The following is a 15,677-nucleotide window of genomic DNA, read 5'->3' on the forward strand; positions in this document are numbered from 1 at the left end:
AGCCAGTGCATAGTTTAAACTCGGAGAGGGTTTCAACCAGAGTACTTCCGCGTCTTAGTTCCAGTTTAGCACTTTTCGGAACTGTTATTGGTATGGAAAAAGCAGCCCGTGACAATGGGAAAGTGGACCACTTAACTTTCAAATTTCCAGGCACGGAAACCGCCCAAGATGGAACCTACCAATTCGTCTGAAATCCTGCTGCGCTCCTTTTCGCCCGTCTTCACGGAGCCAAACTTTCAAACATTCCGACTGATGATGACTGGGTGGGGACTTTCCCACTCGCCATCGCTACGTCACCGACCTGATCGTCTAGAGCGACTCAATTACAAACGGCCACTTTACTGACAACCACCGATTCTGCTCTCTAGCGATCCGGGACATCGACCATCTTTGGAAGTTACGGGCTCAGTTTTTTGTCATCACGCTGTTCGGTCCCGAGGCCATCATCTTCCTCTCGGTCGAAGACACGGTGTGTCGCAAACGAGGGCTGGGAATCTTCGGCACCGGTACCATCGGTGATCGGCCGACTCGGATATTCTACTGCACCAACGTTTACTTGAAGCCTCGTGAGATCTTGTCGCTGTTTTCGCTCCGCTGGTCCATTGAAGTAACACACTTTGATTGCAAGCAGCACCTTGGCTTTGAGGACATAATGAATCGCAAAGTGCAGACAGTCAAACGCACCGCACCGATGGCGATGTTCTTATACAGTCTGACGATCGCGTGGTAAGCGACCGAGGGACACCAGGATTTTCAAATCCCGCATCGTCCGTGGTACTGGTGGAAAGAGGAGCCAAGCTTTACGGACATGCTGACGACCCTACGCCGCAAAGGCTGGGAAGATCAGTCATCGTGGGTGTCGCTTGATCCCACAGAGCGAGACAATAAAATCGCTATGCTCAGCCAATCGCAACGCTCGCCGGATTACCTCCCAAAAGTGACAAACTCGAACGAGGGAACCAACCACTAAGGTTGATTATCACAAGGAACTTGTGAATGGGTGCTTAGTCAACTTAAACGATCGCGTTTTCAAAGACGGACACCATCTCTTCACCATATTGGTCGACCGAGTATTGACTTGTCGCCCTCTGGCGTGCCGACTTCCCGATTCGGCATCTCAAATCGGGATCGTCCGATAGTCGCCGAAGTGCAGCAGCTAATGATAGAACGTCACCTGGAAGATGCCCTAATGCGTCAACTCCATCACGGAACAATTCGGCTGCCCCCCCTGCCGATGCAACAACCGTGGGGCGACCACAGGCCATGGATTCGACAATCGTCAGTCCAAACGGCTCTGGTTGAATACTCGCATGGACAACGATGTCCAAATCCCGAAAAACTTGAGAAGGGTCCGCTTGAAAATCGATGAAGCCGACTCGATCTGCAACTCCGCATTCCAGCGCAATTTGCTGCAACTCGCTGCGTGACCATTGCGACCCGCTGGTCATATAGATAGGACCACCGACAATGTATCCGCGTAGATTCGGAACGTGCTGAAGTGCTCGGATAAAAGTGTCCTGCCCTTTCCAGCGAGCGTAAGTCGCGATTAAGCCGCAACGCACCACATCGGCGCTCGGAGGCCTAGTTCCCGACAATTCGTCTAATCGAGCGGACGACGGGCCCGGACAGAACTGGTGCAAGTCGATTCCATTGTAGACGGTTGCTACATTGAGAGACGAGAAAATTCGCCGAAGGTCGTCTTGGATGGCGTGTGAGATGGCGACGGCAAAGTCCGCTCGATTTGCCGCCACCGACAATAAATTTGCCGCCAATGACCGATGTGAATAAAAGTCGTGGGCATGCCATCCGAGTCGAAAGCGACGACGCTTAATCGCCGCCGAGATCAGATGCGTTTTGAGCCCATTGGAGTAGACGATGTCAGGATCAACATGTCCGACCAACTTTCGTAAACGCAGCAAAAAACTCGGCATGCTGGCGAACGCTCGAACTCCCGCAATAAACTGGCGATGCGTTTGAATATTGGTTGTCTTTTGACCAGGTTTATTATCGCCAAAGAGCGATACTGCGGTGGGGAGTTTACATACTTGAGCAGTGATGCCCAACGCTTCAATCGCCGCTAAGAGCGGGCCATCCTCACACAGAATGACAGACAGCTCCCACTTGGGACGCAATTTTAAGATTTGGGACAGAGTCGCAAGCAAGACTCGCTCCGCGCCGCCCACTTGCCCAACCGGATTTAGAAATAGAATTTTCAAAGAACGCTAACGCTGCAACGAATTCCGCAAAACAAGAGGTGTTGCCACGTGTCGTCGAGAGTCTGGGGGCGAAAAAGTGGTTCGCAAACTTCTACCGTGTAAGTCACATTATCTCGCAATTTTTAGATAAGCGTCTGCAATAATGCGAGCATGGTTTTCCCACGAGAAGGTTGCCGCGTGAGCTAGTCGAACGGACAACGGAGCCACCGCATCGGGGTTTGCAAGGAGCGTCGAAGTCTGCTCGACCCAATCGTCGACCAAGCCAACGCCACAATAGGCAACAGCCGTGGCACCTACTTCGCGCAGGACGGGAATGTCACTCGCGATGACAGGAGCACCGCAAGCGAGCGCCTCAATCACCGGCAGGCCAAAACCTTCCATTTCACTCGGTTGTAACACTACAGGAGCACGGCGGTAGACTTCGGCTAATTCCTGACGTGACAGCCCAACACGATGCAAGATCGCGTCCTCGAGGCCGAGACGCTTAATTTGATTTTTTTGATCGGGCGAAAACTCACCGCTAACCTTCACGAGCATCAGATCAGGAAATTTTGCTCGCAGTTGGGCAACAATATCAAGCAGAACGTCGATACGTTTACGAGGTATGCAACTACCAACATGGACCACCCACGGTCGACCATTCAGCTCGTCCAGGAAAAATCCAGTCCCCTTTCCTCGATCGGTCTGAGAGTCGTCGCGTGAGGATTCCGTTCCAGATATTGAGTTGTCATGGCTAGTGAACTCTTCCGAAACGCCATACGGCGCATGCACAAGACGCTCCTTCTCAACAAGTCCATGTGCCAGGATTTGCTCTCGAACCGGTTCGGTGCTATGGAAAACCACGGATGCTTTTTGCATACCGGTCAACACCCTCCTGGCCATTTTGCGGAACCACCACGGTCTTGGTTCGCTTTCAGGCTCGATCAAACAGCGGAAGGCGTCGAGATCATGGCAATAAACGCCCGTGCGTTCGGCTGGCAGTGAATGTACGAGTGCAGCGTAGGTGTGATCGGCCACATGAAAAAGCTCAAACTCCGCTACAAGTTGGCGGACTTGTCGTGGATAAGCGACGAACCGATTGATCAAGCGATCTGCATTGAATCTAGCTCCCTGTCGAAATCGAAATGGGATCGCCGTTGCCAGTCGAAAGAATTTTGGATCAAAGCCGTGCACCTTCAGCATCGATGGCTCATTACGGCGCATGTATTCCATCAATTTTTCCGCTACCAAATCCATGCTCGGCCAGTCTTCCTCGGCAAAATCGGGAAGAATTGCGATGGTAGACGGTTTGTTTTTAATACTCTCGATTACGTTGCCATATTTTTGCGGTCTTGATTCCATTGGAACTCGTATCGACGCAGGTCCAGTTTGAGGGAATAGGCAATTCGTCAGCCTGACTCCACATGTTCGTATCGTCGACTACTAGAAATCCACCTGGCCGGATTTTGTTTAAGGAATGTTTTATAGCGGTGGTTCTATAATGCCCGTCAACAAGCACGAAATCCACGGTCGCATCTTCAAATTCGTCCAGAACCGTAACGTAGTTGGGTAACGGCTCATAGCTCTCTTTTTCGGGAGCAGACTCCTCATGATCGAGCGGGATCAGTCGATAGTCAACACGTTCTATGTTTGCTTGTGCAAGTTGGTCCTTGACGATTGCATGCCATTGATCGTTGTGCTCGACACTGACTAGCGATTCGAGTTTTGTCGCCAGCCATCGTGTGCTACGCCCGCTACCGAACTCGACACCATGCATGCTGTCATCGAGGACACGGTCGAGAAAGTCGATCGTTCCCGCGCACAGCCACGGCTTGTCACTGTTTGACCGCTCAAAAAACCAAAACTTGATGCGAGGCAGAATGAGTCGCGGACGTTTTATCCAAAAAAGTAAGTTCATCAAGTTTTGTCCACAATCCGATCGAAAAATTTCAATGTCCTTTTTGCAATCCCTGCCCAGTTGAATTCGGCTTCCGCACGTGCCAAACCTATTTCAGCCAGTCGGCGCCGCTTCTCGGGATCGTCCATTAGGTCAACGATAGCGAGCGAGAGAGCCGATGCGTCGTTTTCTGGAACGACAACGCCTGCGTCTCCGATGACGAAAGGTATTTCGCCACTATTACTACCAATGACAGGAACGCCCGATGCAAACGCCTCGATCAGCATGCGCCCCTGTTGCTCCCTCCAATTCGGCCACGTCAAGCTTGGTGCGACAAGCATATCCATCGCGTTTAGATACTTGGGTACGTCCGCATGCTTAATTTGATCGTAGATTAAAACTCTGTTGGGATATTTCACCGCCCAATTGCGAATCTCTTCGGCAAGTATGCCGGCACCCACGAGTAATAGCCGCCACGGTTGAGCCGTTTGGTCCAACGCGTCCATTAAAACTCTTAAACCCTTTTCAGGAACAAGTCGTCCGAGATAACCAATAATCGGGATGGAACGATCCCAGCCAAGTTCGGCGAGTTCGGGAAGTGCCGTTTCACGGTTAGGTTGGAACAACTCAGAATCAAATCCAAGTGGTAAATAGTGCGACGGCTTGTCTGGATATCCAGAACGTTTCTCCATTGCGTCTTTCACAAGACCACCAATGTAGGTCCAACCAGCCATTCGCTTGACACACGAACGCTCAAACCAAGAAAACGGCGGAGGATAGGACTTGACGTTATTCTGGCACGTCGAAAAAACTAAAGGTGTCGTTCGCTGCACGGCTCTTGCAATCTGCATTCCCGCAAAAATATAGGGTTCTTCCCATGCGTGAATCAGATCGAAATTGCCTTTGCGAATGAGTTTTCGCAGACCGCAGTAATAAAAAACATGAACCTTACTTGTCCAACGCGCCGGTAGAACTTTGACGTCGGCGGGTTCGTCATCGAACGGTTCAAATTCGAGTGGTCTCAGGTCGTTATTGCCAACGAAGCGGTCCGGTGCAACAACCGTAACGTCCCACCGGCCGCCCGACTGGGATTGCAGTTCATGTGGAAGTCGTCGATTAACACCCAGGACATAGGAATGTCCAATGCTGAGTAGTCGCAGTGTCATCGATTTTGAGTCAACCTTTCCATGCAACCCGATATCCAGCCACACGATGTTTCTTTCCAACATCGCAACAAAATTCGACACTCCTGCATCACACGTCCGCCACGTCCAACAGTCACCAGAAATGCACACAGACCTGGGCTGCTGGTGGTTCCTACACCAAGAAGATAAATGAACTGGACAGGGGCAGCCAGCAGCCCCGAGTGCTTACCTAGAACAAAGGCGCGATTGTAACAAGGATTGAAAATTTTGATATCAAGATTGCCAGTCCGCCCCCCTGCGTATGCCGTGTTTGTCGGATAGTGCTGAATAATGAGCGAGTGGTCAAACATGACGCGGAAACCGGCTTTCCGAATGGCAAGGCAGGCCTCGAGTTCAAATAGTTGCCAATACGGTTTTAGTTTTTCTTCAAAGCGTTTTATGGCGACCCTTCGGAAGCTCATATTGTAACCGACGAGATGATTCGCCTCTATCAATCCGCGGGCTTTCCACTGGATGGGATGATCGTACATGTTCCCCCAAATCTGGCCCCACCAAGCGAGCTTGCCCACAGGTTCTGCATCATGGATTGGGAATTCCTGCCCGTCTGGTCGGTGATTGATGGCTGGCCCGCCAACGGCGCCAACGGACGGATCTTCATAGTGGTGCAGGTGCTGCGCTACCCAGTTTTCCGGGGCCGTTGCATCGTCATCGATCATCAAGATGATATCGCCAAACGCAGCAGCTAGTGCAGCGTTTTCAGCTGGAACGATGCCTGGTTTCGGTAAATGAATGATCTGAAGTCTCGAAGGAAACTCGTCTAGAAACTGTTCAGCAGCGAGTCGCGTGGGTTCATCGTCTCCCTGCCAAACAACAATGACTTCGCTAGCGGGGCATGTTTGGGAACGTAGCGATTGCAAACACTTGACCAAGGCATCTGGTCTGCGGTAGCTAGGGATCAGCACGCTCGACTGCAAGGTTGATTGCCGTGGATATTCGATGCTACTATTCTCGTCGGGCACTATGATTTGCTACTAATGGCGGCGAAAAAAATAACTTTTGCATTTAACGATCAATAGGGAAGCGGGTGGTCACGGAAACGAATGAATTTAAGCGTATCCGTCATGTTGTTTCGTTTTCTTGAATGATACTATACAACGGATGACCAGCAGACGTCAGTCAATCCGCTAACACGAAAAGGCGCGTTGTCAAAGATCCATCTGTCGGTAGAGGTGCATTGTCAACTTGGCGAAACCCCAATTCAATCAATGTTTTCCACAGTTGCTGGGCACTACTGCCGGCAAGTGTTAACCAAGGATCATTGAACTCAATCAGAATCTTCCGAATGGACCTATTCGCGAGCGATTGACTGGCACCCGCCAGAACTTTGGGTTCAAAACCTTCGACGTCAATTTTCAGAAAGTCAACCTGGGTTACCCCGCACTTCGTCAACAAATCATCCAGCGTCGTTACCGGAACGCTGATGCTCGGCTTGCCACCGTGTGCCAACATGGTCGGTGACCAATTGTCCGAATTTGGCTCGTACAATTCCAACTGACCCGGCGCATCGGCCAAGCCGCAGCAATGGAGCTGAATTTGCGAAATTTTGTTTTCGGCTATTGTGCTGGCGAGTTTATTGTTGGCAACGGGACTGGGTTCCACGGCAATCACCCTTCCGCTGGATCCGACGAGTCGCGCTGAAGCAAGCGAATAGTAACCGACATTCGCGCCAATATCGACAACTGTCATACCTGGTTTCAGGTACTTTCTTAGCAAGGCGGTTTCCTCTCGTTCGTAACAACCCAAAAAAATCATCCGTTGGATAAATTCGCTTAAATCAAGATTGACTTGATAGCCAAAAACTCTAGCAACACGTATCCCCTTTTTTGGAACCAGCCCGTTGATGAGTCGAGGTTTTCCTCGAAATTGCCAGGGTCTGCAAAATGAAATGAGTGATTCAAACATGTGGAGTAGCGGTGAGCCTATTTCAGGACGGGTGATCTAAGATGGGGGATAGAAAAAATTCGTTCGACTGAAGTACGCCTTAGTCGGATGAACCCTAATTTGAACGTAGCCGAACGACTGGTCTACCAGGCAAAACCAGGGCATAGTCTTCAATGGAATCACTTACAACGACATTAGCGCCGATCGTTACGTGGTCACCAATTTCACAGGGTCCTGCAATAACCGCCCCTGAGTAAATTCTAGCATCGCTACCGATTTGGGGCATGCCTTGTTTGACCGGTGAACCTCCTATCGTAACATGCTGAAAAATCCAGGTTCGAGCCCCGATGGCGACACCGGGACCGATTACGATTCCGATGGGATGGGGCAATACTAATCCACCACCGATATTAGCAGTTCCAGCGATGGAACACTTATAGATGAGTGTTCCGATCCAAAAACAACACCTCGATATCACAGTGCCGAAAAACCCATTGCGATATCTGCAGGCGTAACCGATGCGATACAACAATGTAAGGCGAAACCCCGCCGAAGAAACGACAACTCGCAACACCGCTCTTACGGGCCTTTCCCGCATGGAACTCTCAGGGCTGTAATGCGATTTCGCGTCAGCGACGATGCGTGAAATGAAGGATTCTCGCGCGTTATCGGCCAACTTCATTGGGTCCATCTCTACCACCAACGCCCAATCAATCGTCGTTGAATAGGTATCATTCGCGTTCGCCACAACGCACGGTCGCTTTCCGTAATCGCGAACACCCAACCAACGGAAAGGCATGCGACAAACAAGCCACCCATTTCAATGACTAACATTGGCCAATTTGGAGCATGGTCTGTAACCAAAAGAATCCATTTGGCAATGACGATCGGGACGATGGCAATTGCAAATGGTAAAAGAACTGCGGCCGCTAGATCTCGTTGCCGAAAACCAAACTCACGACTAAGCAATCGAGGTAGCCATAAAGTCTGCACGGTTAGTAAGGCAACAAGAGTTCCAAGCAGGGGGCCGATAGCACCATATTTCCAAGTTGCGGTACAACTGACGATAATATTGACTCCTGCAGATAGGATCGAAACGGGGGCGACGAGCCCAACCTTACCGACTCCTCCAAACAGCCAAGTCCATAAAGAAACGACTGCCAACAACAGTCCATTGATGCCAGCAAGCAAAGTAATCGCGTTGCCCTGAAATCGTTCGAAGCCCACCCACAAACTCACGAAATAGGCGTTAAAAACCACGATCGTACCAAGCAACGCGACTCCGCCGGTAACAGTCAGACGTGTCAATTCAAGCACTCGGGCTTTCAAGCCAACTGCATCGCCATCGTGATGCATCTGAGCGAGACCGGCCCAACTGGCGGAGCCAATCGACTGAAGTTGCCCAGTTCCAAGTTGTACCAATCGGATCGTCACAAAGAAAGCGGCCACTTCCGACGTACCCAACATGATCGCGATGATGATGGTATCGGTCTGTAACGCAATCATTCCACTTAAGCGACTCAAAAGCGTTGGCCGTCCTAAGAGTTTCAGGTCAGCTTTTCGTTCCAAAGTCGGATGCGGATGAACGAACGACGCTACTAGTTTTGAGTCGATCGATTTAGCGGCCAGAAGCAGCCAACTAGCGTAAACAATCCCACCAGCAGCGGTCGCCAGCGCAACGCCAGGCAGACCAGCACCATTCGCAGCAAGCACAACTCCTCCGATGACCACCACCATTGATTGCGCAGTCAGTGCGAAGTTGACGACATAGCTTCGCTGCATCGCTTCCAGCGCAGCGCGGAAAACCCCAAAGGGTGTCACGAGACCTGCCGTGATTCCGATTGCAGCGGCCAACCGAAGCTCCGCAGTCAAGTCATCCGAGACCGGGATGATCCAAGGTGCTGCAATGGCAATCACCAACGCCCCGATTGTCACGGATATCGCGACTCGACGATAACTAACGGCCCCCGCCTCGATAACTTCAGCTACCTCGGAAGGTCCACCGCAGACAGCTCGGCTAACACACGCGGCGAGCGCGCCACCGAGCCCCAAATCAAACAACAGCAGAAAGGCACTCCAGTCACTAAGCGTTCTGAGGGCACCAAACCGTTCATCGCCCAAATAATGCAGCAAAAGAGGCGTCGCGATGAATCCAATCGCGATCGTGATGAGTGCAAATACGCTCGACGATGCAAGAGAAGCAATGGCTCGTGTTACGCGTTTACTACTATTCAATGGTCGTTTGTCACTGATTGCCATTCAAGAAATGAGTTGAGCCCAACTGTGTGGCTCGCAATCTGATCGTCAAATCTGTTGAGGCACGGAGACCACGTTTTGGTCGCATCGAACCATTGAGCCAATGGTCGATTCTCCGAGGCTGAATCGATGGTCCAATCGTCCAGACCTAACAAACTATGAAATCGGCAAAGTTTGTCGTTCCAGCCTTCGACGACAGTAGGTATTCCAGCGGTTGATGCGAAAATCAACGCATGAAAGCGACTCACGATCGCCATTGAGGCTCGTTCTATTCTCGTGATTGCGGCCAGTCCTGTGTAGACCTCCTGTTCTTCGATTCTAGGATGACTTTTTCTTGCCTCTGCCATAATCACCTTAACAGCGACGAAGTCACCGTCGTCGAACAAGCACCACCAAATTGGAATACCAAGCTCTGCAGCCTCGATGACACAATTTGTCCAGAACTTTAGTCGTTTCACGTCCAAGATTGCTGGAGATGAGGGGCAGAGAACTAACGCCGCTTCGGGCGTCTGTTGCCGCACAAATCTCAGTTTTTCGATTTCGTATCGCCGGTAGACTACGGGGTCGACACCGACGTGTATATCCACCCTACAGTTTGCCTCATTAAGAAGCTCCGCCGCTTGTTCAGATCGAACACCCACCCACCCACTTCTCTCTGCCCAAATTTCGCAAATTTTTTTTAGATGACGAGCACCTCGCGCAGCCAACTCAACGTCACCGAAAAAGTACGCTGGTCGGTAACCAGCCTTCGCGAAGCAGCCGAGTTGCTGAGCACGGAGGTCAATGTGGATTGGTTCACCCAGCAAACCTCCCATCCAAACGAAAATGCCATCGGAAGTATTCTCGACTGCGATATTTTTGATAAAACGGCTTTGCGAAATTGTCCCTCGATACGATCTCCACCCATAATAAAACGGAGGTAACTGACAGGTCTTATGCCCCACCATTTCATTTTTTGAGACGATCGAAACCTGTCGCGGATGCGAGTCTCTGTTCTGCACATCAAGAAAAGATTTCAGGAGCTCTTCGTCGCCAGTGTTTCCGACGCCGAAGGATCCCGCAATCACTGCAGAATTGACGGTAGTTGAAAGAGAATGAGGCAATGTGCAAATTCAGGACGATGGAAATTCGGCTGTCTTTTTGCTTACCATCCAAAGCCATTGCATTGGAACTCGACTCTCGTTAACGGCAATCAGCCTTTCAAACCGTCCATTTGCCATCCATAAGGGAGCAATCGTAGCGGGAGCTCGAATCACGTTATCAATGAATTGAATTCGGTGAGTGCTCGAAAATCGCCGAACGAGTTCCATTGTCATTCCGGGAACCTCGTTGTTGTGAACTTCCACCAATAGATCGGCGTCCTCAAAACGCGAGGATGTATTTGGGTCGAGAATTTCGTCTTCAGTCCCTTCGCAGTCGCAAATGATTAGGCATTTGCCTGGAGGAAGATCCAAGAGGGTAGATCCAGAAAACTCGCCGCGAACCTCCAAACGATCTTGTACTGAATTGAGCGTACTTAATTGTGAACAGAGTTCTCTTGCCTTTGGATCGATATCGAATCCGAACACGGAAGCATGTGGGCATCGCAACGCCATGCCAACGGCGTAGTACCCTTCGGCGCAGCCAATGTCGACGATAACTTGATAGTCATTGTTACAGACTTCCTCGATCACCTCACGAAGTTCGAGTTCGTAGATCCCCATCAACTTCGGCAAGAGTGCGCTACCAAAAGAGTGTTCCAAATATCGCATCCCAGCAAACGGTCCCTGAAGCACGGTGACACCGTAGTGCTTCGTGAATTTGCTGATCAATCTCTGCTCACAAAGTTTCTGACGTCGTCGCATCAGTCTTTGCTTCAACGCAGAAATTGACGCCCAGACGTTTGTTCGTCGAATGTTGTTGATTGCTAACTTCAAACGTTGCAAGTAAAAAGCCCCATCTGGGATTCGTCCGAATGTCGTTTATTCGCAAGCGAAACGATTGAAATCGATGTCATTTAAGAAACCCAGTCTCAATCAGTTTGCTCATCCCTTCGAAATAGAACCACTGACGGGGCGACGTTGGATAGTGTTTGCATACAACGCCGTCAAGTGATGACGGCAACGTGTCCACAACATATTCTTCAGGGAGCAACCGAACTCCATACGACGCAGAGCACATTGCCTGAAGCGTTTGTTCGGTGACCCATAGATTTTCTTTAAGTTGAGGCCATTCTAGCCACCGATTGATATCATCAAAATTCATCGATTCAACCCAAACTGACGAGAGGCCAGAGTTGATAAATGGCAATACCGTTAAGTCAAAGGTGTCTGAGATATCTTCGAGTGACATGGAATATCCATACTCAATATCACGGTTGTATAAATTAAATCGAGTATCGCTGTCTTCATCGAGAAGTAACGCTGGGCGACGAAAGAAAACAATGTCTGAATCAATGCTGATGATTTTTTCAGCGCTTGACATCAGAAAGAAATCAAAGAGTTTGAGTGTCGCTCTGTTTTTTCGTCGGTATTCTAGCGAGGACTTATGTCCATTCCTCGACAGTTTGGCCTCAACAAAATTATCCGCTTGTTTCTTCTCGACGATATATGCACTCGGAAAGTGTTGTCGAAATAAAAGCAATTGCTCTGGAAGCAGACCGCCATCGTGGATATAGAGCGGAAGATTCGATCCTGCAAACTTGTAAAACGATTTGATTGCCCAGATCGCACTGACAGCATCGCGGCGCCAGGTGAGGACACGAACCTCTGTTGGGCCCGAAGTCGCTGTTTCGACCTTAGGGGTCTTTAGTATTTTGCGTTCGACGATTGACTTCTTTGCTGAAAACAGAATTCCGTCACGCATCCATTCTCGTAACCTGATCCAGGCTAAACTGGACCTCAGCGTTTGCCTCAATGAGTCAATTGGTTGTTTCATCGCTAGCAGGTCCCCACGGCACTTTGCGACTGCAATCCACTAACTGTCGAATCGATACAACGGGATGGAGAGAGCTCGTCAAATAGCGCCGCTCTAAGCCGTTCTGACCTTTGGCCCGTATCCGCATTGTCAACGTTGCCAATGAATCGACTAACGACCTCATGGATCCCGTTAACAGTAATGCCGTCGGCCACGCTCAATGGCAAGCCCTCTGCACCCTCCCTATTGGTGATTACCGGAGTTCCCAGAGCGATAGCTTCCATAACTTTAACTTTCATTCCACTGCCGATTTCTGGCAAATACACCATCGTATCGAGCTGTCGAAAATAGGGGATCGTATCCGGCACATCGCTGCGTACTTCGACTCCAGGACTGCTTGCTAAATAACCGAACGCACCGTCAACTCCGCGACCAACCAACATCAGCCTCGCTCCTGGACGCTCGGCTAGAATCCGTGGCCAAATTTCTTCGACCAGTGTTTTGCCGGCAGACAATGTCGGGCCCCAATTAAAGGTCCCGATCAATCCGACAGTCGGGTGTGCAGGATTGCAGGGCTTGCGTGGCTGGAACTCATAAAGCTCTGGATCGAGAGTCATTGGCGTCACGCGGATATCGGCAGTCGGGTGGATTTTCTTCACCGCCATTGCCAGACGATCAGTTAAAGCCGAAACTCGCGAGAACCTTTTCAGCAAAATTCGCTCAGCGCTCAGAACACGTGATCGCATTAGCCACTGCGAAAGCGAGGCGGGACAATCAAGAGCTCTGTCGATGCAATGAAGTTGATGCACATTCAATTCAGCATGTTTCGGCGGTTTGTTGGTCGCCCAAGCACTGAAGTGTGTTTCAAAGCGGATTGTGTCAAACGGTTGAGCACAATAATTCTCCACCTGTTTCGTCATTTCTGACGAATACGAGGCGCTGTAAGGACGAGCAATCGCATTGAGTTTTCCCCATTTGGATTTTCGGCTCGCCTCATAGAACTGGATGTCACAGTGTTCGCCAAAGGTCTTTCTGGCCTCCCTGTCGGGTTCACGACCACCAGAGCAGGCAAGCACGACAACTTCAGCACTGCGGTCGATAAGCCCGTTCAGCAACACATGATACCAACGCGCAGCGGCACCTCCAAAATTATTGGGAGGTTCGGGTAGTACTAAGAGTGCTCTCACATCAACGAGTGCCTTGATTTACCGATTTTTTGAAAGTCTGCGACACCGCTGTTCAGCGACTTCGATGGATCTCCCAACGTAACGCAAAGCGGCTAGCCAGCGTGGTTTGGTCAACGATCTATCTCCTGCTACACATGCCAGCTTTGAAAATTTGCTTTCTCGCTCCCGAAAGTTCGGCCCCGCTCAAGCCACCCATCGAAATCATCGGCGCTCGTGCACTAGCATCTTCGCTGGCTGATCGGATCATTGTCATTGCAGTAGTGCTAGAATATTGCTCGCCGTTTGATCCCAACCTCGCTCTCGAAACGCATCGCTCATTGGATGAGCGATGGACTGAAAACGCGACGGAGATTTGCCCCATTCTGCCAACGCCGTCGCGAGGGGCTTGTCCTTCGACTCTGTGCTAAGTAGTAACTCGCTTGCTTCCTTGGGAAATCGTTCGGCTACTCCCGCAGCCGAAGTAACAAACGCTGGCAACCCGCAGCAAATCGCTTCATGGACTCCCAGGCCGTACGCTTCGTAAAGCGTTGGTGCGAAAAGGCAGTCAGCCGCCCTCAAAATTTTCGGGACGTCCGATCGAAACCCGAGAAACTGCACCGACTCGGATCGGTCGACCTTCCCGAGCATGGCCTCCCATCTTGCCCGTTCACTGCCAGTGCCTACGACTACCAGCTTTGCATCCCAGTCGGGCTGCTGACAAATTTCCATCCAAGCGGCAGCAAGCAATGCGAATCCTTTTCGCCGATCACCCAATGCGCCGATGAAAACAACTCTTGGTGAATCGTCCCAACCAAGTTCCATTCGCAGTTGCTGACGTTCTTCGGACCCAGCAGGGCGAAAGCGGTCTCGATCGATTCCATAGTAAACAACTTTGATCTTTTCCGCAGCGATTCCCAGTTGGTCGATAATCGCATTCTTAGTGGACTCGGAGTTAGCAATGATCAAACGTGCGTTTCTGAGAGCCTCAAGTTCATTTCGGAGCGCCATCGGGCGTTCAAAGGCTTGTCTGATTTTTCTGAGGCCGGGGGCCATCTCAGGCTGATAAGCTGCGTGAAGATAGTGGACCCAGTTCACGTCATAAAATCTGCAGTTGCCTCCGTTGACAATCATTCGTCCGCCGTCCTTTGCGACTAGCTTGCCGACACGGTTGCCTGCTCGGCTTAGCAATGGTGCGCCAAGGAAATTGGAGTTTGCTGGCTTAGGGACGCGGTGAAAGGTCACATTCGGATACGCCAATAGTTCCGGTGCAACACGGTGAGCGACTAAATCAACGCGAATACCCTGCCGAGCAAGGTACTCTGCGAGAGCGTAGTTCGCGCGATCCATACCACCCGTAAGTGCGAAGTCTCCCGTTACGATTCCTACTCGACTAGGGGTTACTGAAAACAAACCGTTCAAGCCTTCAGACATTGCCACCCCAACTTATGGAAACGGTCTTCAGCACGTGATACGTCGCAAGTGGCTAGCAGATTCTTCGCAGTCCATTGCGTCGTGGGTTGTTTGCTATCCGGCGGAAGCATGACGGGGCCGCGCAAGGTGCGATCTATGCGGAACACTTTGTATCCCTTCGATTCAAACCATTCGGTAACCGGAGTTGGATACTCGCGATGTTCTTCAAAAACGCAGTCACGAATTCTTTTGTTTTCAAACGATTTGATGCCTCCTTGCAAGACTTCTAGTTCAAAGCCCTCGACGTCGATTTTCATCACCCCTAAGACTTCTCCGCTATTGAGCTCGGAATCCAGTGTCGCGACCTCAACCGAGATGTCACGTTCTTGGTATTCGAGATGGGACGGCATTGCCAGCGACGACTCGCCGCGGTGATATTGGAAATCTTTCGGGACATGAAGCGGAAGGTGCCCCGCGATTGGTCCAAGTGCGAGGTTCTTCGTTTGAATATCAGTGCTGGCGCCCTGATTGACCAATGAAGCTACATTGCCGGCCAGTTCTTGAAATAGGATCGGATGAGGTTCGTAGGCCCAGATTGTTCCGGACCCTAGTTTTTGCGACATGACAAACGAGGTATAGCCAATGTTCGCGCCGACATCGAGCGCCAGTTCGCCTTGATCACACAATCGCCATAGCGTCTCGCTGACGACAAGATCGTAAAGTCCAAGTGCTACGATTTGTCCGCCGATATTGTCACTTGCAGACACCCGAA

The 15,677-nt window shown here is 50.7% G+C and carries 15 protein-coding genes; 1 reads left to right on the forward strand and 14 read right to left on the reverse strand.

Annotation, left to right across the window (positions count from 1 at the left end; genetic code table 11):
• The first annotated feature begins 469 nt into the window (after positions 1 to 469).
• The gene (locus SH528x_RS27390; protein WP_442506623.1) at positions 470 to 730 is read left to right on the forward strand and encodes a hypothetical protein; all 261 of its coding nucleotides are present in this window, start codon (positions 470 to 472) and stop codon (positions 728 to 730) included.
• Positions 731 to 1,013: 283 nt separating this feature from the next.
• Here the strand turns inward: SH528x_RS27390 and SH528x_RS27395 are convergent, their stop codons facing one another.
• The 14 genes from SH528x_RS27395 to SH528x_RS27460 all read right to left on the reverse strand — a co-directional run bounded on the left by SH528x_RS27395 (position 1,014) and on the right by SH528x_RS27460 (position 15,672).
• Positions 1,014 to 2,216, reverse strand: coding sequence for a glycosyltransferase family 4 protein (locus tag SH528x_RS27395; protein ID WP_442506624.1), 1,203 nt, complete (start codon positions 2,214 to 2,216; stop codon positions 1,014 to 1,016).
• Between the two features lie 108 nt (positions 2,217 to 2,324).
• Positions 2,325 to 3,557, reverse strand: coding sequence for a glycosyltransferase (locus SH528x_RS27400; RefSeq protein WP_442506625.1), 1,233 nt, complete (start codon positions 3,555 to 3,557; stop codon positions 2,325 to 2,327).
• Positions 3,511 to 4,113, reverse strand: a complete 603-nt coding sequence (locus SH528x_RS27405; RefSeq protein ID WP_442506626.1) for a class I SAM-dependent methyltransferase — start codon at positions 4,111 to 4,113, stop codon at positions 3,511 to 3,513. Before SH528x_RS27405 ends, SH528x_RS27400 begins: the two co-directional genes overlap by 47 nt.
• Entirely contained in the window at positions 4,113 to 5,258 is a 1,146-nt protein-coding gene (locus SH528x_RS27410) for a glycosyltransferase family 4 protein (RefSeq protein WP_442506627.1), read from the reverse strand. The genes SH528x_RS27405 and SH528x_RS27410 overlap by 1 nt, the downstream gene beginning before the upstream one ends.
• Positions 5,255 to 6,256 (reverse strand): glycosyltransferase, encoded by a 1,002-nt coding sequence (locus tag SH528x_RS27415; protein WP_442506628.1) that lies wholly within the window; start codon positions 6,254 to 6,256, stop codon positions 5,255 to 5,257. Before SH528x_RS27415 ends, SH528x_RS27410 begins: the two co-directional genes overlap by 4 nt.
• A gap of 157 nt (positions 6,257 to 6,413) precedes the next feature.
• Positions 6,414 to 7,010, reverse strand: a complete 597-nt coding sequence (locus tag SH528x_RS27420; protein WP_442506629.1) for an FkbM family methyltransferase — start codon at positions 7,008 to 7,010, stop codon at positions 6,414 to 6,416.
• A gap of 283 nt (positions 7,011 to 7,293) precedes the next feature.
• The gene (locus tag SH528x_RS27425) at positions 7,294 to 7,977 is read right to left on the reverse strand and encodes a serine O-acetyltransferase (RefSeq protein ID WP_442506630.1); all 684 of its coding nucleotides are present in this window, start codon (positions 7,975 to 7,977) and stop codon (positions 7,294 to 7,296) included.
• On the reverse strand, positions 7,872 to 9,413 hold the full coding sequence (locus SH528x_RS27430; protein WP_442506631.1) for a lipopolysaccharide biosynthesis protein: 1,542 nt from the start codon (positions 9,411 to 9,413) through the stop codon (positions 7,872 to 7,874). Before SH528x_RS27430 ends, SH528x_RS27425 begins: the two co-directional genes overlap by 106 nt.
• Complete coding sequence (locus SH528x_RS27435; protein ID WP_442506632.1) at positions 9,410 to 10,537, reverse strand: polysaccharide pyruvyl transferase family protein; 1,128 nt, start codon at positions 10,535 to 10,537, stop codon at positions 9,410 to 9,412. The genes SH528x_RS27430 and SH528x_RS27435 overlap by 4 nt, the downstream gene beginning before the upstream one ends.
• Positions 10,538 to 10,546: 9 nt before the next feature.
• Positions 10,547 to 11,278, reverse strand: coding sequence for a hypothetical protein (locus tag SH528x_RS27440; protein WP_442506633.1), 732 nt, complete (start codon positions 11,276 to 11,278; stop codon positions 10,547 to 10,549).
• Positions 11,279 to 11,426: 148 nt separating this feature from the next.
• Positions 11,427 to 12,278: a hypothetical protein gene (locus SH528x_RS27445; RefSeq protein WP_442506634.1), complete on the reverse strand. Its 852-nt coding sequence runs from the start codon at positions 12,276 to 12,278 to the stop codon at positions 11,427 to 11,429.
• A 74-nt stretch (positions 12,279 to 12,352) separates the two neighbouring features.
• A complete protein-coding gene (locus SH528x_RS27450; RefSeq protein ID WP_442506635.1) occupies positions 12,353 to 13,516 on the reverse strand; it encodes a glycosyltransferase in 1,164 nt (387 codons plus the stop codon).
• Between the two features lie 249 nt (positions 13,517 to 13,765).
• Positions 13,766 to 14,926: a glycosyltransferase family 4 protein gene (locus SH528x_RS27455; protein ID WP_442506636.1), complete on the reverse strand. Its 1,161-nt coding sequence runs from the start codon at positions 14,924 to 14,926 to the stop codon at positions 13,766 to 13,768.
• On the reverse strand, positions 14,911 to 15,672 hold the full coding sequence (locus SH528x_RS27460) for an FkbM family methyltransferase (protein WP_442506637.1): 762 nt from the start codon (positions 15,670 to 15,672) through the stop codon (positions 14,911 to 14,913). The genes SH528x_RS27455 and SH528x_RS27460 overlap by 16 nt, the downstream gene beginning before the upstream one ends.
• Positions 15,673 to 15,677: the final 5 nt, after the last annotated feature.

Origin of the sequence: Novipirellula methanifontis (assembly GCF_052161655.1) — a bacterium.
Classification (GTDB): Bacteria; Planctomycetota; Planctomycetia; order Pirellulales; family Pirellulaceae; genus Novipirellula.

Coding starts and splice junctions, on each gene's coding strand:
- SH528x_RS27445 (WP_442506634.1), bottom strand. CDS start 12,278: ATGCGTGACGGAATTCTGTTTTCAGCAAAGAAGTCAATCGTCGAACGC.
- SH528x_RS27400 (WP_442506625.1), bottom strand. CDS start 3,557: ATGGAATCAAGACCGCAAAAATATGGCAACGTAATCGAGAGTATTAAA.
- SH528x_RS27410 (WP_442506627.1), bottom strand. CDS start 5,258: ATGACACTGCGACTACTCAGCATTGGACATTCCTATGTCCTGGGTGTT.
- SH528x_RS27440 (WP_442506633.1), bottom strand. CDS start 11,278: ATGCGACGACGTCAGAAACTTTGTGAGCAGAGATTGATCAGCAAATTC.
- SH528x_RS27425 (WP_442506630.1), bottom strand. CDS start 7,977: ATGCCTTTCCGTTGGTTGGGTGTTCGCGATTACGGAAAGCGACCGTGC.
- SH528x_RS27405 (WP_442506626.1), bottom strand. CDS start 4,113: ATGAACTTACTTTTTTGGATAAAACGTCCGCGACTCATTCTGCCTCGC.
- SH528x_RS27455 (WP_442506636.1), bottom strand. CDS start 14,926: ATGTCTGAAGGCTTGAACGGTTTGTTTTCAGTAACCCCTAGTCGAGTA.